General features: G+C 50.4%; 20 protein-coding genes and 1 pseudogene. 13 read left to right on the forward strand and 8 right to left on the reverse strand.

All coding sequences use genetic code 11. The features are described from left to right. Window positions 1–87: 87 nt before the first annotated feature. Entirely contained in the window at window positions 88–462 is a 375-nt protein-coding gene (locus ACX9GT_RS09170) for a DUF3289 family protein (RefSeq protein ID WP_473190789.1), read from the forward strand. Between the two features lie 72 nt (window positions 463–534). Here ACX9GT_RS09170 and ACX9GT_RS09175 read toward each other — a convergent pair whose 3' ends face one another. After that, window positions 535–1,566: an IS630 family transposase gene (locus ACX9GT_RS09175; RefSeq protein WP_473187389.1), complete on the reverse strand. Its 1,032-nt coding sequence runs from the start codon at window positions 1,564–1,566 to the stop codon at window positions 535–537. A 68-nt stretch (window positions 1,567–1,634) separates the two neighbouring features. Next, window positions 1,635–2,667 (reverse strand): annotated as a pseudogene (locus ACX9GT_RS09180) (IS630 family transposase). 417 nt (window positions 2,668–3,084) lie between these two features. Between ACX9GT_RS09180 and ACX9GT_RS09185 the strand changes: the two are divergent. Next, window positions 3,085–3,705 carry a DUF6402 family protein gene (locus ACX9GT_RS09185; RefSeq protein ID WP_473190790.1) on the forward strand — a complete coding sequence of 207 codons (621 nt, stop codon included), beginning with the start codon at window positions 3,085–3,087 and terminating at the stop codon, window positions 3,703–3,705. A 51-nt stretch (window positions 3,706–3,756) separates the two neighbouring features. Continuing rightward, on the forward strand, window positions 3,757–3,942 hold the full coding sequence (locus ACX9GT_RS09190; RefSeq protein ID WP_473191544.1) for a DUF6201 family protein: 186 nt from the start codon (window positions 3,757–3,759) through the stop codon (window positions 3,940–3,942). A 203-nt stretch (window positions 3,943–4,145) separates the two neighbouring features. Here the strand turns inward: ACX9GT_RS09190 and ACX9GT_RS09195 are convergent, their stop codons facing one another. Both ACX9GT_RS09195 and puuR read right to left on the reverse strand, forming a co-directional pair. Next, window positions 4,146–6,131, reverse strand: a complete 1,986-nt coding sequence (locus ACX9GT_RS09195) for a ligand-gated channel protein (protein WP_473190791.1) — start codon at window positions 6,129–6,131, stop codon at window positions 4,146–4,148. A 320-nt stretch (window positions 6,132–6,451) separates the two neighbouring features. After that, on the reverse strand, window positions 6,452–7,009 hold the full coding sequence (gene puuR / locus ACX9GT_RS09200) for an HTH-type transcriptional regulator PuuR (RefSeq protein ID WP_473190792.1): 558 nt from the start codon (window positions 7,007–7,009) through the stop codon (window positions 6,452–6,454). 53 nt (window positions 7,010–7,062) lie between these two features. Here puuR and ACX9GT_RS09205 point away from each other — a divergent pair, with 53 nt between their 5' ends. From ACX9GT_RS09205 to ACX9GT_RS09215, 3 genes are all read left to right on the forward strand, one after another. Next, on the forward strand, window positions 7,063–7,233 hold the full coding sequence (locus ACX9GT_RS09205; protein ID WP_473190793.1) for a hypothetical protein: 171 nt from the start codon (window positions 7,063–7,065) through the stop codon (window positions 7,231–7,233). Between the two features lie 172 nt (window positions 7,234–7,405). Further along, a complete protein-coding gene (locus ACX9GT_RS09210) occupies window positions 7,406–8,824 on the forward strand; it encodes a glutamine synthetase family protein (protein ID WP_473190794.1) in 1,419 nt (472 codons plus the stop codon). A gap of 488 nt (window positions 8,825–9,312) precedes the next feature. Beyond that, entirely contained in the window at window positions 9,313–10,683 is a 1,371-nt protein-coding gene (locus ACX9GT_RS09215; protein ID WP_473190795.1) for an APC family permease, read from the forward strand. Between the two features lie 59 nt (window positions 10,684–10,742). Here ACX9GT_RS09215 and sbcB read toward each other — a convergent pair whose 3' ends face one another. Together sbcB and ACX9GT_RS09225 are read right to left on the reverse strand one after the other, a co-directional pair. Further along, on the reverse strand, window positions 10,743–12,170 hold the full coding sequence (gene sbcB / locus ACX9GT_RS09220; RefSeq protein WP_473190796.1) for an exodeoxyribonuclease I: 1,428 nt from the start codon (window positions 12,168–12,170) through the stop codon (window positions 10,743–10,745). Window positions 12,171–12,270: 100 nt separating this feature from the next. After that, entirely contained in the window at window positions 12,271–12,459 is a 189-nt protein-coding gene (locus tag ACX9GT_RS09225; protein WP_473190797.1) for a DNA polymerase III subunit theta, read from the reverse strand. Window positions 12,460–12,784: 325 nt separating this feature from the next. Between ACX9GT_RS09225 and ACX9GT_RS09230 the strand changes: the two genes are divergently transcribed. After that, window positions 12,785–13,894, forward strand: a complete 1,110-nt coding sequence (locus tag ACX9GT_RS09230) for an SDR family oxidoreductase (RefSeq protein ID WP_473190798.1) — start codon at window positions 12,785–12,787, stop codon at window positions 13,892–13,894. Between the two features lie 32 nt (window positions 13,895–13,926). Here ACX9GT_RS09230 and ACX9GT_RS09235 read toward each other — a convergent pair whose 3' ends face one another. Then, complete coding sequence (locus ACX9GT_RS09235; RefSeq protein ID WP_473190799.1) at window positions 13,927–14,673, reverse strand: S24 family peptidase; 747 nt, start codon at window positions 14,671–14,673, stop codon at window positions 13,927–13,929. Window positions 14,674–14,865: 192 nt separating this feature from the next. Between ACX9GT_RS09235 and ACX9GT_RS09240 the strand changes: the two genes are divergently transcribed. The 6 genes from ACX9GT_RS09240 (at window position 14,866) to ACX9GT_RS09265 (ending at window position 20,307) form a co-directional block, all read left to right on the forward strand. Further along, window positions 14,866–15,924 (forward strand): FUSC family protein, encoded by a 1,059-nt coding sequence (locus tag ACX9GT_RS09240; RefSeq protein ID WP_473190800.1) that lies wholly within the window; start codon window positions 14,866–14,868, stop codon window positions 15,922–15,924. A gap of 161 nt (window positions 15,925–16,085) precedes the next feature. Next, entirely contained in the window at window positions 16,086–16,403 is a 318-nt protein-coding gene (gene tmaR / locus ACX9GT_RS09245; RefSeq protein ID WP_473190801.1) for a PTS system regulator TmaR, read from the forward strand. A gap of 372 nt (window positions 16,404–16,775) precedes the next feature. Continuing rightward, window positions 16,776–17,921, forward strand: coding sequence for an MlaE family ABC transporter permease (locus tag ACX9GT_RS09250; protein WP_473190802.1), 1,146 nt, complete (start codon window positions 16,776–16,778; stop codon window positions 17,919–17,921). After that, window positions 17,915–18,715: an ABC transporter ATP-binding protein gene (locus tag ACX9GT_RS09255; RefSeq protein ID WP_459399099.1), complete on the forward strand. Its 801-nt coding sequence runs from the start codon at window positions 17,915–17,917 to the stop codon at window positions 18,713–18,715. Before ACX9GT_RS09250 ends, ACX9GT_RS09255 begins: the two co-directional genes overlap by 7 nt. A 3-nt stretch (window positions 18,716–18,718) precedes the next feature. Beyond that, on the forward strand, window positions 18,719–19,660 hold the full coding sequence (locus ACX9GT_RS09260) for an MlaD family protein (protein WP_473190803.1): 942 nt from the start codon (window positions 18,719–18,721) through the stop codon (window positions 19,658–19,660). Then, on the forward strand, window positions 19,657–20,307 hold the full coding sequence (locus tag ACX9GT_RS09265) for an ABC-type transport auxiliary lipoprotein family protein (RefSeq protein ID WP_473190804.1): 651 nt from the start codon (window positions 19,657–19,659) through the stop codon (window positions 20,305–20,307). The genes ACX9GT_RS09260 and ACX9GT_RS09265 overlap by 4 nt, the downstream gene beginning before the upstream one ends. Window positions 20,308–20,388: 81 nt before the next feature. On the opposite strand, the gene ACX9GT_RS09270 is transcribed toward ACX9GT_RS09265, so the two are convergent. Continuing rightward, window positions 20,389–21,540: a porin gene (locus ACX9GT_RS09270; RefSeq protein ID WP_473190805.1), complete on the reverse strand. Its 1,152-nt coding sequence runs from the start codon at window positions 21,538–21,540 to the stop codon at window positions 20,389–20,391. Between the last annotated feature and the right edge of the window lie 48 nt (window positions 21,541–21,588).

Consider the following 21,588-nt stretch of genomic DNA (forward strand, 5'->3'; position numbering starts at 1 on the left):
ATGGTGAATTCAACAAAGTTCATGAAGAGGTGAGTTTAGAAGGAAAATATAAGGTATGTTGCATATACAGTCCTGCCAACAACTCGAATGTCACTTTATCAATCGATGATGAATAGTGATTTATTTCTTGTGTTATTTGATGCAAGTAGAAACTACTTTGGTCAAAATTCTCCATTAAAGTTTGATGAGCATGATTGGTTTAATGGTTTGGGAATAACTATTCATGATACATATTCAATAGCTACTTTCCTAGATTATATTTCTATTTCTGGTGATAAATTTAAGGCGAGTGTATTTTTTAAAATACAGGATCACTTTGGATTAGATGTTGGGGATTTGAATGGTAAAGGTTTTGAAAATTCCCCTTGGTTTTGCTCATGGTTTATCCTTCAGCGTTATAAGTGGTATGGTTGTAACCCATTCATTAATGAGGCTATTTTCAATGTTGTTATAGAAGGATGAGGGCATGAAGAGCTTAAGGGTTTTTATTGCACTTTTCATTTTGGGTGCGATATATTTTTTGTATATACCCGATTAACTTGAAGACGCTTGCTTTAGCACCTGAAAATTGTCATTCAGCCGGGACGATAATGAACCCGCCATCTCAGGGAGCGTTGTCGTAAAAAAGTTAAATATAGCCGTTCGGAAATCAGGCTTACTGGCAAAGTAACGGTTGTTCCTTGCACATTCGTGCATCAGCTTCCATAACCGTTCTATGGGATTCAAGTTGGGGCTGTAAGGTGGCAGGGAATGCAATTTTATATTGCAGACAAATGCCCAATCTTTGACCAGGTTTGTTTTGTTATACCCCGCGCCATCCAGAATAATATGAATTGGCTGCTTATAGTCGGGATAACATGTTCTTATCTCATTGAAAAATTGACAGATAGTGTATTCATTAATCGTTTCGTAATCATGAATGACTGGATGGGCAGCATCATTCAGATCCAGCGCGCCCAGAATGTTCATCCGAGTACGGCTTCCTGTTGTTTCAACAGTCTTTTTTTCCCCTTTTTTTATCCAGCCGAAGCTCAGTTTTGTCGCCTGAGTCGGATGCACTGCATCCAGAAAAAGGATCGGTTCACCTCTCGTGGCAACTTTTAATTCTTCATAATATTCAATGAACTGTTGCTGTTTCTCTTCACTGAATTTATGGGGTACGCCTGAGGGTTTCTTATAGCTGAAGCCATGCCGGTGCAGCCATTTGTTCATTCCTGGGACGCTGTATATGACACCCCATTTTTGTGCCACGTAGGCCACAATCTGGACAGTATGATGGAATAAATGTTGAGTTAAGTGGCTGATAAGCTGTTCGGTTTTTTCTGTGCTGAGCATGCCATCAGAGCCACCATTTTCGGGTTTCAACTTCCCTTTATTCAGATATTCGCTGATATGGTGGTCAACAGTGGTCTGATGCAGGCGCAGAGCCTGAGCAATCATGACCGAACTCCAACCTTCGGAGGCGAGAAGTACGGCTTTAATACGATCGCAAACGTGTTTGTCCCGGCTGGAATCATGCCGGCGTTCGAGTTCGATTTTTTGCTCAGCGGTGATAAATATCTTCATGGGATGAAAGCATGATCCTCTTCATCAACAAAATCAAGCATCTTCAATGATCACGGGTATATACCCGATTAACTTGAAGACGCTTGCTTTAGCACCTGAAAATTGTCATTCAGCCGGGACGATAATGAATCCGCCATCTCAGGGAGCGTTGTCGTAAAAAAGTTAAAAATAGCCGTTCGGAAATCAGGCTTACTGGCAAAGTAACGGTTGTTCCTTGCACATTCGTGCATCAACTTCCATAACCGTTCTATGGGATTTAGATTGGGGCTGTAAGGTGGCAGGGAATGCAATTTTATATTGCAGACAAATGCCCAATCTTTGACCAGGTTTGTTTTGTTATACCCCGCTCCATCCAGAATAATATGAATTGGTTGATTATAGTCGGGATAATATGTTCTTATCTCATTGAAAAATAGACAGATAGTGTATTCATTAATCGTTTCGTAATCATGAATGACTGGATGGGCAGCATCATTCAGATCCAGAGCGCCCAGAATGTTCATCCGAGTACGGCTTCCTGTTGTTTCAACAGTCTTTTTTCCCCCCTTTTTTATCCAGCCGAAGCTCAGTTTTGTCGCCTGAGTCGGATGTACTGCATCCAGAAAAAGGATCGGTTCACCTCTCGTGGCAACTTTTAATTCTTCATAATATTCAATGAACTGTTGCTGTTTCTCTTCGCTGAATTTATGGGGTACGCCTGAGGGTTTCTTATAGCTGAAGCCGTGCCGGTGCAGCCATTTGTTCATTCCTGGGACGCTGTATATGACACCCCATTTTTGTGCCACGTAGGCCACAATCTGGACAGTATGATGGAATAAATGTTGAGTTAAGTGGCTGATAAGCTGTTCGGTTTTTTCTGCGCTGAGCATGCCATCAGAAGACACCATTTTCGGGTTTCAATTTCCCTTTATTCAGATATTCACTGATATGGTGGTCAACAGTGGTCTGATGCAGGCGCAGAGCCTGAGCAATCATGACCGAACTCCAACCTTCGGAGGCGAGAAGGACGGCTTTAATACGATCGCAAACGTGTTTGTCCCGGCTGGAATCATGCCGGCGTTCGAGTTCGATTTTTTGCTCAGCGGTGATAAATATCTTCATGGGATGAAAGCATGATCCTCTTCATCAACAAAATCAAGCATCTTCAATGATGACAGGTATATATTATTTGCACATCGCTTTTTGTTATCCCCTTTACTTCTTTTAGAGTGGGAGTTATTCTTGCCACTCTTGTTTTACTCTGTCTTTTCTGGCTATGGTTTTCTGGCAATCCATATAGAGTAATATTAATCGCAATGTCTGGTGTTTTTTCATACTTAGTTGTTTTTATCATGAAAAAATTAATCGAAGCACATTTCAGATTCTAACGGTATGACAGATTAATTGTATGAGTAAGAATATTGGGTGTTTTATATAAGAATATAAAACTTGGCTATATTTTTAAAATCATAATTTTTTCTTAATGATGCTGATGCTCGAACAATTGATGGATCCAAAGTAAACGACAGTATAGTAACAATGAAATGGGCCAAGAACTTTGAAAAAATTTCATCTGGAATAAAGGCATTGACAGCGGGATGGAATAATTTGAATAGAAGAGAAGTATTAAGGAAGAGGTTGCAGGTGTTAGGTAACTATGAGAAAAAATGTATTTTTATTGGTAATTATGATGATGTAAAGACGTTGGATGCAACTGCTCAAGTTAACTTCATGCGTATCGGTAGTAAGGCTGATACGATAAATGATTGGTATGGAGCAATGGGTAACTGTAACCTTAAAATATGCTTAAAAGGTTATACGTCCACGTTAAGTGGAAAACACATTCTTAAAGTTGATAGTCTTGGTTTCTATCTGAAAGATACTTATGACTTTCTGGATGATAATAAACTTGGGCTCGACATTCCTGAGTTGCTGGGTGTATGGAGAAAGAAAAGTATATTCACTAAAGCCGAAACAGCAATATATATATCTAGTTATACATCAGGATTTTTTGGACGGTTAGCCAGTCATTATTCTGGTTTCGTACCGGTTTTTAATGCAGATTTTAACGAATGGCAGAGAAAATACCATTCCGCGGCGATTTTTTTGTTTTTTCTGATGTTTATGGTTGCCGCTTTTAGAGAAGGACAGGAAGATTGAATTGTGAAAAAAGGAAAATTCATTAAGTTATCTTTTTTCTTTGCTCTGTTCATGATTTGGATAGTCTTGTCGCCGGTGGCTTTCTATGGTGAATTCAACAAAGTTCATGAAGAGATAAGTCCAGAAGGGAAATATAAGATTGTTGCATACACAGTTCTGCCTACAACTCCAATATCACTTTATCAGTCAGTGATAAATAGATGCGCCGTTTTTTCATTGCACATGAAGAAAATGTAGCTGAGAAATAGTAAGAAAATCATTGATGAATGGATACCGCTTACACACGAATGTGATGATGTTTTTTGTGAGAAATAAATCTAAGCAGCCTGATTAACATAAGTGATAGTCCTCATAGTTAACAATATAAGCACTGTAGTGGGTCAAACATTAGGGCACACACAGTTTTCGACGCGGCAGTTTGCTGCCGCGTTTTCCCGCTATCAGAAGTTATAGGTCATGCCAACGGTATAACGGCGGCCATCCAGCACGGTGTTGTAATGATCGTAATCGACGGTTTTGTCGAAAATATTGTATACCCCGCCGGTCACCGTCAGATGTTTGTTGGCCTGATAGCTCAAGCCGGTATCCACGAAGGTATAAGACGGTGTTCCTGTAGCCATCGACGTGCGGCTCAGGTATTCAGAGGTTCTGCTACGGAAGTTGAGACGTGACCACAGGCTGACGTCCTGCGTGGCTTTCCAGTCCAGCGTGGTATTGAACATATGCTTCGGCATCTGATTCAGGGGTTTACCTTGCTGCGATCCGCTTTTCTGTTCCGATTGGGTAAAGGTGTAGTTGGCCGTCAGGTCCCAGTCTTTGCTGATTTCCCAACCCAGAGTGGCTTCAACACCGCGCATATTGGCTTCATCCACGTTGATGCGATCGCTGATAAAGTAATAAGCGGTGTTACCGATGAAGCATTCCGGTGAGCCATTGCCGCTATCGCAACGGCGAACCTCGGTGATTTTGTCTTTGAAGTCGGTATTAAACAGGGTGACACCGGCATTCATTCCCTGTTGATCGTCCCACAGCAGGCCGATCTCCTGGCTCAGGCTCTTTTCCGGCTTCAGATCGGGGTTGCCAATGATGATTGAAGTTCGGCCACCCCCGGTGATCTGCCCCCAGTTGGCGGAAGACTGGCGCAGATCGGGTGAGCGGTAACCGGCAGAAACACCGCCTTTCAGCGTCCATTGCTCCGCCAGATGCCACACGCCGTACAGGCGCGGCGTCCAGTGGTTGCCATAGTTCTGATCCTGATCCATACGGACACCGCTGGTCAGGGCAAAATCGTTAGTTATTGACCACTCATCTTCGGCAAACAGTGCCCAACTCCAGCGCGTCAGGTTGTTCAGGCCGTCGGCGGCGGCAAGCTGGTTGCCTTCATCATGCAGATCTTCATAACGGTATTGCCCACCCAGATTAAGCAGGTGATCGCCGAGATCAAATTGCGTCTGCGTATTGAAGATGGTGTTGTTCAGCTTCATTTTGCGGCCAGGGTTGTTGGTCTCTTCGCGTTGAATATAGCTGTTGGTGTTACCGAAATCGTAATAGCCGTTGTGGGTGATCGAATAGTGGGTGCGCTCGTAGCGGCTGTTGCTGGCACTGTTCGGCGTGCATTTGCCGTTGCGGCAGTTCTCTGCCGCCATTGATACGCCCGGTGTGCTGTCGCGATCCTGCAATGAGCGGCCAATCTCAACGTCAACGCCGTTTTTTTCATCCGGGGTCAGGCTGAACACCGCCGTGCCACTGCGCATCCGCTGTTCGTTGTAGCCGTTGATAATCTGGTCTTCGGCACGGCGCGAAAGCAACCCGTTAACCCGTAGCCCCAACAGGCCGTCGATCAGTGGGCCAGAGGCAAAGGCGTTGGTCTGGAAGATATCACCGGAATGGCGATCTTCCTGAAAGGTGGCATCGCCATGCAGAGAACCCTTCCATGCCTGAGTGGTGGAGGTTTTACGCGTAATGATGTTGATGACGCCGCCCATGGCATCTGAGCCGTAAAGAGAAGACATGGGCCCGCGCACCACTTCGATGCGCTCAATCGCCTGTAGCGGTGGCAACCAACCTTGTTCAATACCGGCACCGTCGCTGTTAGGCCGAGTGCCTCGGGTATCAACACGTTTGCCATCAACCAAAATCAGCGTGTACTTGGAGGACATGCCGCGAATGCTGATATCGCTGCTGCTGGCTCCACCGGTGACGACAACGCCGGGGACATCTTTCAATGCATCGGTCACATCACGATAAGCCCTGGTTTCAAGCTGCTGGCGGGAGATGACTGAAATAGAGGCCGCTGAGTCTTGAATTCTTTGCTGGAAACCGGAGGCGGTGACCACCATGGTGTCCTGTGATTCCGCCAGTGCCGTGCTGCTGGCGAGTGAAGCGAGGATTAATGCAGTCAGTCGGTTATAGCTTGGCTTTCCCATGAGATAAAGGTTCCTGGCCCTAGGTTGTTAATTGATTGATTTAAATGAGATGCAGCTTCTACCGCGACGGTTTTCCGCTCTGTGGGTGAAGCCTCGGGCTATTGTAAGGAAATTAACAAGGATGTAAATGCAAATGATAATCCTTATCATTCGCATGTGTAATTTCGCAGTGTCGTGATATGGCAGAGAAAGGCGAAAGATAAAATACTGGCGCTAATATGTTGCAACCGTGGTCAGAACCTCAATGGCTCCAGGGATGGTCAGAAACCGATGTAGTGAGGGCAACAGGCTGTGCGCTATTGCCCCTCGGTCTTGGCGTGTCAGAAGGTGGTGGGGGTGTGCGCGCTGATGATGCGGCAGACGCGCGTCGACGTATTGCTGAAACTGTGGGGCATTCCAGTGTTGATGGCATAGCTCTGGCCCGCCGTCAGTGGGTAGCTCTGGCCGTTGACCGTCAGCATGATTTCGCCTTCCAGCAGGGTGCCGATCTCTTCCCCCTGATGCTTGATCTTCTCGCCGGTGGTGGTGCCGGGTTGATAGGTTTCCAGCATCATGGCCAGGTTGCGCGTCGGGTTGCCGTTATGCACCAGCTTCATGGATACGCCCTGGCTGCCGATCTCAATCAGATCTTCCGGTTCGATGACCACTTTGGGTTCATCCTGCCGTTCGGGTTCGGCAAAAAATTCAGACAGTGATAATCCATAGACCTTTAGCAGCTTCTGCAACGTACTGATGGCAGGGCTGACTTTGTCCTGCTCAATGGTGCTGATGGCACTGTGGGTTAATCCGGACAGTTCGGCGACCCTGCGCTGCGACAAACCCAAGTGTTGACGGATCTGCGACAGGCGCTTGCCTGGTGCCAAGCTGACTTCGCTCATAGCGGTAGTTCCTTCTGATAGGGGCGACAGGCTGAGGTAATACCCGGAGCCGGGTGTCTGTCGGAGTGATATCGACACAATATGATATCGGTAGTTGGGCAGCTATTGGAAAATATATTGCCCATATTCACCGTGGCTCTGGCGGAAGAAATAATGTACACAAAAATGCCAAACAACGCCTTTTCGGTCAATATTTTATCAATTTAGCAGCCCGTGACGAATAATCAAACGCGATTGTAACATTTGCAAAGCAATTCTGTTAAGGCTATGTTTCATTTAATGGGTGTTATTTCGAGCGCCAGCCCGGCGCACTCTACTAGAGAATTCAGACCATGTGTTGAATCGATCGGCAAGCGAATGCGCGAGCATTCCCAAAAGCACAACGGCGGGTGATGTATGCAAACCAATAGCGCAGCAGTTGAAAATTTTGCACAGCATAGTGAAGACAGGCGAAGTAGCGCGTTCCAAAGTGAGGTTGCTCACTATTTGGAACGCCATCCTGCCACACAGTATATCGATATCCTTCTCAATGATTTGAATGGTTCCTTCCGCGGCAAACGTATTCCCATCTCCGGGCTGAAAAAAATAGAAAAAGGCTGCTATTTCCCCGCATCCGTATTTGCCATGGATATTCTTGGCAACGTGGTGGAAGAGGCCGGTTTGGGCCAGGAACTGGGCGAACCTGACCGGGTCTGTATCCCGGTGCCGGGAACGTTAACGCCATCAGCGGCAGATCCCGAGCATATCGGCCAGGTATTGCTGACCATGCTGGATGAAGATGGTACTCCCTTTGACGTTGAACCCCGCAATGTCCTGAATCGAATATGGCAGACGTTGCGCCAGCGTGGATTATTCCCGGTGGTAGCGGTAGAGCTGGAGTTTTATCTCATCGATCGACAGCGGGATTCTGAAGGCTATCTGCAACCGCCGTGTGCGCCCGGAACGCAGGAGCGCAACGTACAGAGCCAGGTCTATTCGCTGGATAATCTCAACCACTTTGCCGGGGTGTTGAACGACATCGACGCACTGGCACAGATGCAGGGCTTACCGGCCGATGGCGCGGTGGCGGAGGCGTCGCCAGGCCAGTTCGAAGTGAACCTGAACCATACCGACAATGTGTTGCAGGCCTGCGACCATGCGCTGGCGTTAAAACGCCTGGTGCGGCAGGTGGCAGAAAACCATCATATGCATGCCACCTTTATGGCCAAGCCGTATGAGGATTATGCGGGCAGCGGGATGCACGTGCATATCAGCATGGTGGACAGCGCGGGCAAAAATCTGTTCGCTGAGCCGGACGGTGCCGACTCGGCGCTGCTGAAACGCGCCTTGGCCGGGATGATCACCCTGATGCCCGCCTCCATGGCGCTGTTGGCCCCTAACATCAATGCGTTTCGCCGTTTTCAACCGGGCATGTATGTGCCGGTCCAGGCTTCCTGGGGGCACAATAACCGTACCGTGGCGCTGCGTATTCCCTGTAGCGATGTGGATAACCATCGCGTGGAGTATCGGGTGGCCGGGGCTGATGCCAACCCTTATCTGGTGGTAGCGGCGATCCTGGCGGGCATACTCTATGGGTTGGATACCGAATTACCGCTGCCTGAGCCGGTAACCGGCAACGGCCTTGAGCAGGAAGGGGTGCCATTCCCGATCCGCCAGAGCGATGCGTTGTATGAATTTGAACATCAGCATGAACTGACCCGGCATCTTGGGGAACGTTTCTCGCACGTTTATCACGCCTGCAAGATGGATGAACTGATGCAGTTTGAACGGTTGGTGACGGAAACCGAGATCGACTGGATGTTGAAAAATGCCTGAATGGGTAGGCAACATTCGCCGATAAGAGGGTTTTCCGTTCGATCGGCAAAAGAATTTGTGTAAGAAGGTTTCTGGAGCTTGTCTTCCGGTAGTTTTCTAGGGCAAAATATCCCCATGAAGATAGCCGACGTTTTAACGCGTCGGTTATTTTTTTGCATTTACGTTCTACAAACTGTGAATTTCACACACCAAGCGAGGCCGGACATCGAGCCGGATAGATAAATAGGTTCGTCGCGATCAACCAAAACTCTATGGTCGTGACTCATGAGGATTAAGAAAGATGGGGCAATTTTTCACTTTAGCACCGGTGCCCGCCGGTTTCCGCTGCGGCCGCAGCGATTATGGAGCCGTCAAGGCAGTATCGACTGGTTATCCAGCTTCCCTCATCCCCCTTTTAGAATTCAGTCGCACGTTGCGAAGTTTCCCCGCAACCTTAAGTCTTGGCGTGTCTCTTATCCGCAAGGCAGAAGGTAAGGGGGGGCTGCGCGATGTCCGATAACATCATCAGCGCCGCACCAGCCGGCCAGCGCGCTCAGCTGCGCAAAACTCTCACTTTGGTTCCGGTTGTCATGATGGGCTTGGCGTATCTCCAGCCGATGACTATCTTTGATACCTTTGGCATCGTCTCTGGCCTGACCGATGGTCACGTCGCTACCGCCTATGCCTTTGCTCTGCTGGCGATCCTGTTTACCGCGCTGAGCTACGGCAAACTGGTACGCAAGTTCCCGTCTGCGGGTTCTGCCTATACCTATGCTCAGAAAGCCATCAGCCCACACGTTGGCTTTATGGTGGGCTGGTCATCGTTGCTGGACTACCTCTTCATGCCGATGATCAATATCCTGCTGGCAAAAATTTACCTGGAAGCGATCTTCCCCGGCGTGCCTTCATGGATCTTCGTCGCGGTGCTGGTTGCGCTGATGACGGCTTTCAACCTGCGCGGCATCAAGTTGGTCGCCAACCTGAACTCCATTATCGTGGTGGTGCAGGTGGCGATCATGATCGTGTTCCTTGGCCTGGTCATCCATGGGATTTCCAACGGCGAAGGGGCGGGGACGCTGGTCAGCAGCCGTCCGTTCTGGTCTGATAATGCCCATGTGGTGCCGATGATTACCGGTGCGACCATCCTGTGCTTCTCGTTTCTTGGCTTTGACGGCATCAGTTCGTTGTCGGAAGAAACCAAAGATGCAGAGAATGTGATCCCGAAAGCCATCTTCCTGACGGCGCTGATCGGCGGCATTATCTTTATCGTGGTGTCTTACTTTGTACAGCTGTACTTCCCAGACATTTCACGCTTCAAGGAGCCGGATGCCTCACAGCCTGAAATCATGCTGTATGTGGCTGGCAAGTTCTTCCAGTCGGTGATCCTGGTATTCTCCTGCGTGACCGTACTGGCTTCCGGTATGGCTTCTCATGCGGGCGTATCACGCCTGATGTACGTGATGGGGCGTGACGGCGTATTCCCTGAGCGTTTCTTCGGCTATGTGCACCCGAAATGGCGTACTCCGGCGTTGAACGTGCTGCTGGTGGGTGTGATTGCGCTGTCTGCGGTGTCGTTCGATCTGGTAACCGCGACGGCGTTGATCAACTTCGGTGCGCTGGTGGCGTTTACCTTCGTAAACCTGTCGGTGATTTCGCAGTTCTACATCCGCGATAAGTTGAACCGCACCCTGAAAGAGAAGTTCAATTACCTGGTCCTGCCGGTGTTGGGCGCTCTGACCGTGGGCGCGCTGTGGATTAACCTGGAGTCCAGCTCAATGACGCTGGGCCTGATTTGGGCTGCGATTGGCCTGATCTATCTGGCGTTTGTCACCCGCAGTTTCCGTTTGCCGGTGCCGCAGGCGAGTGAAGACGTGGCTTAACTGAAACTGTCTGTTAACCACATGACAAAGGGCGCAATCTGCGCCCTTTGTTGTTTCTGTTAGCCCACCAACTGCTTACCGTAATCAAACAACGCTTTCAATAGCGCGGTCTTCTCTTGATCCCCCTCATGCAGGTTATACAAGGCTTCTAACTGCAACAGATAGTTTTGCACCCGCTCGGCGTTGAGCATGGTTTGGCGATGCTGCAACCAGCGACGCTGCTCGGCATCATCCAGCGTGTTTGGATAATTGCGCGCCCGGTAGCGGAACAGCAGTTCTTTCACCCGGCCATCATTAAAGGTTAAATCCAGCGCGGGCAGATTCTGCGGTTTGGTTTGCTGGATAATTTTCATGGCAGCCCTGTCGGCATCGCTGAAAAAGCCGTCATACAGTTTGGCATCCACATCGTCGATCGGAGTAAAGGGTTCAGCCTCGGCAAACAGAACCACCACCTTTTCCCTGATTTCCGGGTGTTGGCGCAGCACCTGCAAGTTTTGCAGGCAGGCTTGGCGATCGATACCCAATCGTTCAGCATTTTCCGGCAGCAGCGTTTTGGCCGGTGCCAGCACCGGGCATTTGTTGATATGCACCAGTTTAATCGGCACCGGTGCCTGATAGGCGCCCAGCCGATCGCGCCGGGTATAGAGACGCTCACGCAGTTCGTCGGCACTCAGTTCCAGCAGTGGCGTGATGTCACCGGCTAAATCGCACATGATGATCGCGTTTTTATTCTCTGGGTGCCAGGCCAGCGGCGAAACCCAACTGGTATTGCCGCGTGTGGCACCAAACATGCCGGAAACGTGCACTAACGGGGTCATTTCGGCGATGTCGATCAGCGCATTCAGCTTGTGCTTATTGCGGTGCTGTAACAGATAGTCAAACAGCCGGGGTTGCGCCTGCTTGACCAGCTTGGCCATGGCAATGGTAGCGTAAACGTCGGCCATCGCATCGTGGGCATTCTCGTGTTCTATGCCGTTGGCGCGCGTCAGGTGTTCTAAGCGGAAGCTGGGGAAACCCTCTTCATTTTCCGGCCAGTGGATACCTTCAGGACGCAATGCATAGCAGGCACGCATCACATCGAGCAGATCCCAGCGCGAATTGCCGTTTTGCCAACTGTAAGCGTAGGGATCATAAAAGCTGCGATAGAAGATGTTGCGGCTGACTTCATCATCAAAACGAATATTGTTGTAGCCGAGAATACAGGTGCCAGGCACGCTGAACGCTTGGTGGATCTGCCGGGCAAATTCGGCCTCATTCACCCCTTTGGCCAGAGCCTGTTGCGGCGTGATACCGGTGATCATCACCGCTTCCGGATCGGGCAGGTAGTCATCGGCCGGGGCACAATAGATAACCAGCGGCTCTTCGATGATATTGAAATCCATATCGGTACGCACGCCAGCGAACTGCGCTGGGCGATCCATTGATGGGCTTTTGCCGAAGGTTTCGTAATCGTGGATATAAAATGTAGGCGGTGCCTTGCTGCTCAAAATCGCATCTCTTTATTGGCGTAGGTAATATGCCCCTATTGTAACGGTGCCATGAACGATGCCAAGCAGTGGTTTAGTTTAAACGAAGAAATGCGGGTGATTACGCATTGCGATAGTAGATCAGGCGTTGGTGAAAGTAGTTGAGCAGATGAACGGGCACGCTTTCCTCGGCACTTTCTAACCCCGAAGCATGCCCGTAGCGTTCATTATAAATAACGCTTAGGGCTAACAGATCGGTGTGGATCTTTTCGCGTTCTTGCTCGGGCAAGTTATCCAGTTTTCGCACCATATCTTTCTCCTTGAACGATAAAGCATCATAGGATCGCAGGGCGAGTTTGTCGCTACCCCATTTAGGGAGGACGCTTGCAACGCAGAACGATTCTGGCTCAATAGACTATATCAGGGAATTAAATCAGACTTAGCATCAATGTTATATAAACAACTATTATTAATATGAACAGCAGATGTGACTAAACGTCACGTGGATGTTTCAAAATATTCCTTAAGATAACATTAAGAAAATTAATTTCCCGCCCACTTAATTCCTATTTAATTTTCGTTTACATATTCAGGCATACAATCCAGCACATTCAATGCCAATATGGGTATCCAGTATGAAAATGCTTTTGTTAACCGGTGCTACGGGGTTTCTCGGTGGCGCGGTGCTCGAGAAATTACTGAGTGAAAATCAAGATATTAACTATCTTTTTCTGGTGCGTGCCGAGGATAAACAACAGGGTTTGAACCGTATTTGCAGTAATATGGAAAAGTTTAATATTGATAAAAATATTTTGGATAAACTCACAGCAGAAAATATTTTGCTGGGTGATTTAAGCGAGCCCGATCATTTTTTATCAGACACACGTATTAACAATGTCACTCACGTGGTTAACTGTGCCGCCGTGGCTTCATTCGGTAATAATCCGCTTATTTGGAAAGTTAACGTTGAAGGAACTTTGGCTTTTGCGCAAAGAATGGCGCAGGTTAAAGGATTAAAACGTTTTCTGCACGTAGGCACGGCGATGTCCTGCGCTCCTGAACCCGGTTCGTTGGTGGCAGAAAGCGCTGAATTTGAGGAAACCGCCGAGCATCTGGTGGAGTACACCCGCTCCAAATCGACGATTGAGCAACTGATGCGGCAGACTTGCCCACAGTTGCCACTGGTGATTGCGCGGCCTTCGATCGTGGTTGGCCATACACGCCTGGGTTGTCAGCCTTCCAGCAGCATTTTCTGGGTATTCAGCATGGCGCTGATGCTGCGTAAGTTCATGTGCTCGTTGCAGGACAATATCGACGTGATCCCGGTGGACTATTGTGCCGACGCGCTGGTGATGTTGCTGAACCGCGATACGCTGGATAACGACGTTTATCATATCTCTGCCGGGGAAGAGAGCAGCGTCAGCTTTGCGGATATCGATCACGCCATCGCGGCAGCGCTGGAGAAACCACCGGTTGGCGATCACTATGCGCAGGTCAGTTACGAGGCTCTGCTGCAAATGCGCAGACAGCTGAAGGATATCTTCGGGCCGTGCAATGAGCGCCTGATGCTGAAAGCGATGCGCCTGTATGGCTCATTCGCCATGCTCAACGTGCGGTTCAGCAATGAAAAAATCCTCAAGCTGGGCATGCCGAAGCCGCCGCGCTTTACCGATTACATTGCCTGCTGCGTGCGGTCGACTCGTGGGCTGTCGATACCGCAACAAATGGTGGTGGATTTTAAATAACAGACAGGGCATCCGCAGCGATGCCCCGTTTGCTACCAGGATGAGGATGACCAGAAGACGCGGCCCAGCACTACCAGTTGGTCTTTGCGCTGTGGATAGCTGAGATGCTCATCCTGATATTCTTCCCGATTCAGTGAGCGGATAACAACGCCGCCGTCGGGTTGTTCGATCAGGACTTTGACCCGCAACAGATTGCCATGGCGAATGGCGTAGGTTTTCCCTTCGCGGATACGGATATCGGCGGTATTGATGCCCACCACATCGCCATCTTGCAGGCGCGGTTCCATACTGGAGCCGGAAATGCGGATAATACGCGCCGCATTGATCGGTATACCCATTTTATGCAGGTAGTAACGGCGGAATATCAGCGAAAACTCTTCACAATCAACGATTTCATAGCAACCGTCACCGGCAGAAAAATCGATATCCAGCAATGGGATCTCCACAAATTCTTCTTGGTCCTGATCGGTGTCTTCCCAGACGACGGGCCTGAGTCGCGCGGGTTGGAAATCGGATTCCGCCGCAACGTCGGCAAAGGGATGTTCCAAGGCTTTCTCATGAAACACATCAAACCAGCCTTTCGGCAAGTTCAGCTTGGCTTCAATACGCCGGGCGAGGTTATCGCCCAGATTGCGGGAGGATTTCTCACCGGTGATCTGGCTCAGCGTTGGCGCAGAAGAGTCCACCAGCATGGCAAATTCATTCTGGTTGGTGCCTTGGCGGGCGTAATGCGCCATCAGATCGCGCAGATTATTGCGCCTAATTTCTTTAGTTTCCATTGGTCGATGATCGCATCCTTTAGCAAAAAGGTAAATCCTTAGGCGACAAAACAGGGCGTTTGTATTTAGCGTTGAGCTAAATGCCCATAGAGCTTCTCGCAAGGTGGGAAACATCTTTGTACATTCAACGTTATACGTAAGCGTTCTTCCTCCACTAGAATAAAATTTTATGGCATCGTCGGTGATAACAACGTGCGTTTAGACCGAGAAATTTCTTCTTTTGAACGCCTGCTCTATCGCAATTACCGCATTGTTCATGGTGTGCGGATCGGGCTGGCGTTTATCATTACTTTCCTTTTGTTGCGCTTGCTCAGGGTGCCGGAAGGCGTCTGGCCGCTGATCACGCTGGTCGTGGTGATGGGGCCGATTTCTTTCTGGGGCAATGTATTGCAACGTGCGCTGCAACGTGTCTCCGGCATGCTTATAGGGGCAGTTTCTGGCCTGATTGCGCTTTATCTTGAATTTCATTCGCTGCCGCTGATGTTGATCTGGTGCGGCATCGTGATGTTCTTCTGTGGTTATCTGACGCTGGGTAAACGGCCTTTTATGGCGTTGTTGATCGGTATTACGCTGGCGGCGATGTGCGGTGCCGGGGCGGAAAATATGCCGCTTGCTCTGTGGCGTGGTGGTGATGTGATTTTAGGCTCGATACTGGCGCTGCTGTTTACCAGTATCTATCCGCAACATGCTTACATGTTCTGGCGTATGCAGATGGCCGATTGTTTGCAGTCTGTTGGCCAGATCTACGGCGCTTATCTGTCGCCGAATATGCTGGAGCGCCCACGCCTGGAAACGCGGATGAAGCTGCTGCTGGCCGAGGTGGTCAAGCTACGCGGGCTGCTTTTGCCTGCCAGCGAAGAAACTCCGATTCCCGCACAGGTATTCGAAGCGGTGCAAACCCTGACCCGCAATCTGGTGTGTACGCTGGAGTTGCTGGTCGGGGCTTACTGGGCCTCGCGAGAAGCCCGCTTTATTCTGCTGAATGCCAAAACCCTGCGCAGTGCGCAATTGCTGACGCTGCGCTCGATCGAATCGCTGGCGGATATGATGCGCTATGGTAAAGCGCGGACGGAGTCAGGGGATCTGAGTGAGACCGCCTGCGAACTCAAAGCCCTGATGCAGGAAGCCAGCGCTGAGCAGCCTTGTGATGCCTCGATCTGCGGTTATATGTGGCTGAGTATGGAACTGGTGCAACAGCTTGAGGAATTGAGTGATTTGCTCAAGGTATGTACGTCAAGCGTGCGGGAATAGGGTGTCAGATCATGAAGGCGGCGCTTCGGGTTTTGGCTGGGGCGCTAAAGTGGGTAAGATAGGCCAATGAGAGTTGTGCCTGACGGGCACAAACCTGTATCTTAAAGAGATTGTGGCCGTCAGCAAATGAATCTGTGTATTACTAAAGCAAGGGTATGAAGATGGATAATGCAAATAAGCCGAGTTTTCAGGACGTACTGGAGTTTGTGCGTATGTTCCGCCGTAAAAACAAGCTACAGCGTGAAATTACCGACAACGAAAAGAAAGTTCGTGACAACCAGAAGCGTGTGCTGCTGCTCGACAACCTGAGTGAGTACATCAAACCAGGTATGAGCATTGAAGATATTCAGGGCATTATTGCCAACATGCGCAGCGATTATGAAGATCGCGTTGACGACTACATCATCAAGAATGCTGACCTGTCTAAAGAACGCCGTGATTTGTCCAAAAAGCTGAAAGCCATGGGCGACGTGAAGTAAATTTTCTACCGGCAGGGCTGGCACTTTCCAGCCCTGCATGTTCCTGCTGAATCCTCTTGCGCTGCCTGCATTTCTGCTACAAAACCCATTCTGAATTATCGTGTTACGCATTGATTTTCTAAGCTGACATAGCAAATCAGCCTGGACCCGCTACGCTTAGAGTATCGTCTTGCAGCAAACCTTCAGGTGATTGTTTTGACGCAGTGCGGTGGCTTAATCCATGTTGCCGCTGTTTTTAAACAATGAAGTGTAAATCAGTCTGATATTCATAATTTTCATGAATAATAAAAATGGTACTTTACTCATAGATGAGCCACTAATTTTAGCTATGTTGCGATGACGTAGCCCGGTAAAGGGTAACAGGTTCTTTTTATGACAGAACAACAGCTTAGCGCATTGCTCAATCTGGACGACACTGTTCATCCACCCCGCGTGTTGGCACGTGGTGATTGGGTGCTCGCACACTACCGCCTGCTGGAGCCTGGCGTCAGACAATTGCAGACTCGGTTGCCCGATAATGCGGCGTTTGATCTCAGCCAACTGGGCGTTCTGGATACCGCCGGGGCCAAACTGCTAGTCGATCTTCTTGGCATCGAACGGATACTCAATCTCAGCCAGACCGCGCCTTCGCTACCTGCTGAACGCCGCGTTCTGCTGGAAACCGTTGGCCGTTCTCTGCAAGGGTTTGAGCTACCGGAGGCAGAAAATCCACCGAGTTTACTGGTCGAACTGTTGGCTAATATCGGCCAGTCCATGGTCAGTTTCTGGCAAAACTTTATCGATCTGCTGGGATTCATTGGCCTGACCCTGCAAGCCCTGTTTGGTAGTCTGCTGCGTCCTTCACGTTGGCGGCTCACCTCACTGGTGGCCAATATTCAACAAATCGGCCTCAACGCGGTGCCCATCATTATGCTGCTGACCTTCCTGGTTGGTGCGGTTATCGCTTTCCTGGGCTCAACGGTGTTGGCTACCTTCGGTGCCGGTATTTTTACCGTCCATCTGGTGGTGTTTTCCTTCCTGCGTGAATTTGCCGTATTACTCACCGCAATATTAATGGCGGGCCGAACCGCCAGTGCGTTTACCGCCCAGATTGGCCTGATGAAAGCCAATGAGGAAATCGACGCGATCCAGGCGCTGGGGCTGAATCCGGTAGAAATGCTGGTGCTGCCGCGCGTACTGGCACTGCTGATTGCGCTGCCGATGCTGACCTTTGTCGGCATGATCAGCGGGATCTTCGGTGGTGCGGTGGTGTGTGTGTTAACGCTGGATATCTCGCCCACCATGTTTTTGACCATCATGCAGGGCAGTGGGGGATTGCAGCATTTCCTGGTGGGGATGAGTAAAGCGCCGGTCTTTGCCTTTCTGATCGCTATTATCGGCTGCCTAGAAGGGTTTAAAGTCACTGGCAGCGCGGCTTCGGTAGGGGCGCACACCACTTCCAGTGTCGTACATTCAATCTTTGTGGTGATCCTGCTTGATGCCGTTGCCGCACTGTTTTTCATGGAGATGGGATGGTGAACCAAGCAGCCCCTGAAGCCATTATTCGCATTCGTAAATTGCGTAACTGTTTTGGCAAGCAGTGTGTTCACGAGGATCTTGATCTTGATGTCCGGCGTGGTGAAATCCTGGGCGTGGTCGGCGGCTCTGGCACCGGTAAATCCGTGCTGCTGCGCAGTATCGTTGGACTACGTCGGCCAACGGCGGGGCAGATCCATGTTTTTGGCGAAGATCTGATGGCGCTTTCTGGCTTACACCGCTCCACGCTGGAAAGGCGATTTGGCGTCTTGTTTCAGCGCGGTGCACTGTTCAGTTCGCTGACCGTCACCGAAAACGTGGCATTGCCGCTGATTGAATACGCCGGATTACAACGCAGCGATGCGGAACAACTGGCCCAGGTAAAACTGGCGCTAGCGGGTTTGCCAGCCACCGCGGGCAATAAATACCCGGCATCACTTTCCGGGGGCATGGTGAAACGTGCCGCACTGGCCAGAGCCTTGGCGCTGGATCCGGAAATTCTGTTTTTGGACGAACCTACTGCCGGGCTGGATCCGATCGGTGCGGCGGCTTTTGACAGCCTGATCCGTACGCTGCGTGATGCGCTGGGGCTGACGGTGTTCCTGGTCACCCACGATCTGGACACTCTCTATACTATCTGTGACCGGGTTGCCGTGCTTTCGCAGAAAAAGGTGCTGGTGGTGGATTCGCTGGACGTTGTGGCCGCCACCGATGATGCCTGGATCCAAGAGTACTTCCATGGCCCGCGTGGGCGGGCTGCGCAACAGGCCGTAACGAACATTCGAGAGAGGCAATAAGAAATGGAAACCCGTGCTCACCATGTACTCATTGGTCTGTTTACTCTCATTATTTTCAGCGCCGTGCTGTTGTTCAGCCTGTGGTTGACCAAGGCCGGTAGCGATCGTCAGTTCAAACTGTACGATATTGTGTTCAACGAAGCCGTCAGTGGCCTTTCACAGGGCAGCACGGTGAATTACAGCGGGATCCGCGTGGGGGAAGTGGTTCAACTGCGGTTGGACAAAGATGTGCCGAGCAAAGTCTGGGCACGTATCCGGGTGGCGGCTTCGGCACCAATCCGCCAGGATACTCAGGCCCGGCTGGCCGTTGCAGGCATCACCGGGACTTCCAATATCCAACTCAGCAGCGGCACTGAGGCCAGCCCGCTGCTGGAAGGCCAAGATGGTGAAGTTCCGGTGATTATTGCCACCCCGTCACCGCTGAGCCAATTGCTTACTAACGGTGAAGATGTGGTCACCAATATCAATGAAGTGTTGGTGCGCCTCAACCAGGTACTGACGCCGGATAACCAGCAACGTTTGGTTAACACGTTGGATAATCTGGAGAAGATCACCGGCACCGTGGCCGGGGAACGTGAAGATATTCGTACGGTAATACAACAGCTGGCGCTGCTCACCAAACAGGGCAATGACACGCTGGTGCAAACCAATCGTTTGGTGCGCAATGCTAATGGCCTGCTCGATGGGCAGGGCAAGCTGCTGGTCAGTAACGCGGCCAAAACCATGGCATCGCTGGAGCAGACCAGCGCTCTGCTGAATAAGCTAATCAGTGAAAACCAAAGCTCGCTGAGTAATGGGATGCAAGGGTTCAACGATCTCGGCCCGGCGGTTGATGAATTGCGCAGAACGCTGGTGGCCTTGCGCAGCGCCATGAATCGCCTGGAAGAAAACCCGTCAGCCTTGCTCAGAGGCCGTGAACGTACCAAGGAGTTTAGACCACAATGACTGACTTCAGCGTTATCTATGCCCGCTACCGCCGCAACGTCTTACGGCTGTTAGCCCTGATACTGTTTATGCCGCTGGCGGCCTGCACTATTTTGCCGGAAAGCCCGGTGTTGCAGGTTTATTTGTTGCCTGCTCAGCCTGCTACCGGTTCTGGTAGCGGGCAGGTGTCTGGACAATCGTTGCGTATCGTCCAGCCGACCTCCAACCAGTTCCTGAATAGCTCACGCATTGCCGTTCAGCCTCAGGGGGCCGAGATCACTTCTTTCTCCGGTTCGCGCTGGAGCGATCCGACACCGCTATTGCTGCGTAATCGCTTGATTCAGGAGTTCCGTACCGATGGCCGCTTCCTTTCGGTGAGCAGTGATGAAGACAACGTGCAGGCCGATATTGAACTGAACGGTGAGCTGTTGTCATTCCAGGGCGTGTACAGCGGTGATAGCGGTGAAGTGGTGATTCGTTTTGACGCGCGTTTGGTACGCACTGCCGATCGCCGGGTGATCGCCAGCCGCAGCTTTGAAGTTCGGCAGCCAGTAAGCGGCAGATCGATGGACAAGGTGGTGCAAGCATTCGGTTTGGCCAGCGATAGGCTGGCGGCCCAGATGCTGAGTTGGACGCACCAACAGGCGGCAAACTTTCCGGCAAGATAATGGTTTGAAAACCAGTTCGCATAAAACGCCCGGTAGATGCCTATCGGGCGCTGTTATCTGTAATTTGGAGTCAGGCCGTGGTTAGAAATCGTAACGCATACGCACTACCGTCATGTCACCGAGATTATCGGTGCTGGAGGTGAGTACGTGTTCTACGTCAACGCGGAAGCCGTAATCCAGCTGCATCGCAACCCCGAGTCCATTGTCGATGCGCTGATAATCGCGATCGTTGACGTACTCCAGGCGATCCCCCATAAAGTAAGGCATCACCGACTTCACGGCATACTGGCCAATCGGCACGCTATAACCTGCCAGATACTCAATCCCCCAGGCATCACCCGCAAAGTAGTTGGTTTCTGATTGCTTTTTAGTGGTGAGGAAGTTGTTGTACCAACCGCCGCCAAAACTCAGGGTCCAGTTATCCGGTTTCCAGCTCAGTGCCGTCCCGATGATATTCTGATCGTAAGTGGTGCTGCTGCCGTCCGCAGGGCTGCGCATTTCAGCATTGGTGTAGTTCCACGCCGTACCCCAGGTCAGATTCTGCGTCAGGTGATAATCCACACCCAGAGAGCCGCCGCCTTTACGCTTGTAGCGTAGGCTTTTGCCCGGCAGGTATTCGTCGTCGTTGAACAGGTATGACACATAGACGTCCGCATTATCGAAGGTGTTTTTGTACTTCAGCATTTTGCGCGAACGGTAGGAACCGTCGTAATCACCGTTGATCCCATTGCCTGGCGCCTGGGCCAGCATGTCGTAATCCCAGAGATCGGTTTTGATGCCCACCACGTCGTAATACACGCTGTTCTGTTGGCCGAAGGTCAATTGGCCCCAGGTTTTGCTTTTCAGGCCGGTGTACAGCATGCGGCGGGTGGTATTGTTGGCATCCTCGGCATGGTGGTTGTCCCAATTGAACAACGCGGGAATATTCACGCCAAGCTCGTAATAACTGATCCAACTGATATCGTCAAAAAGGTAGTAATCAGCGGCAAAGCGGAAGCGGGTGCCGCCATCAAAGCCATTACGTTTGTAAGAACCGTTATCGCCATCGCCGGTCATGATATTGACCTGCGGGCGGATACTGCCACCAACGGTAAAATTGAGGCGGCTCAGTGGATTACCTGCCTGTGGATCTTGTTTTAGCAGCGTGATTTCAGCTTGGGCGGCGAAGGAAACACTGCCAACGACCAGCGCCAAGCCGATAGCCTGGGTTAAAGAGTGCAATTTTCTTATCATTTTTACCTGACCATACTTACCATAATCACTTGCGCCGCTGCGCAAGTA

Source organism: Serratia sp. YWN4, assembly GCF_055790845.1.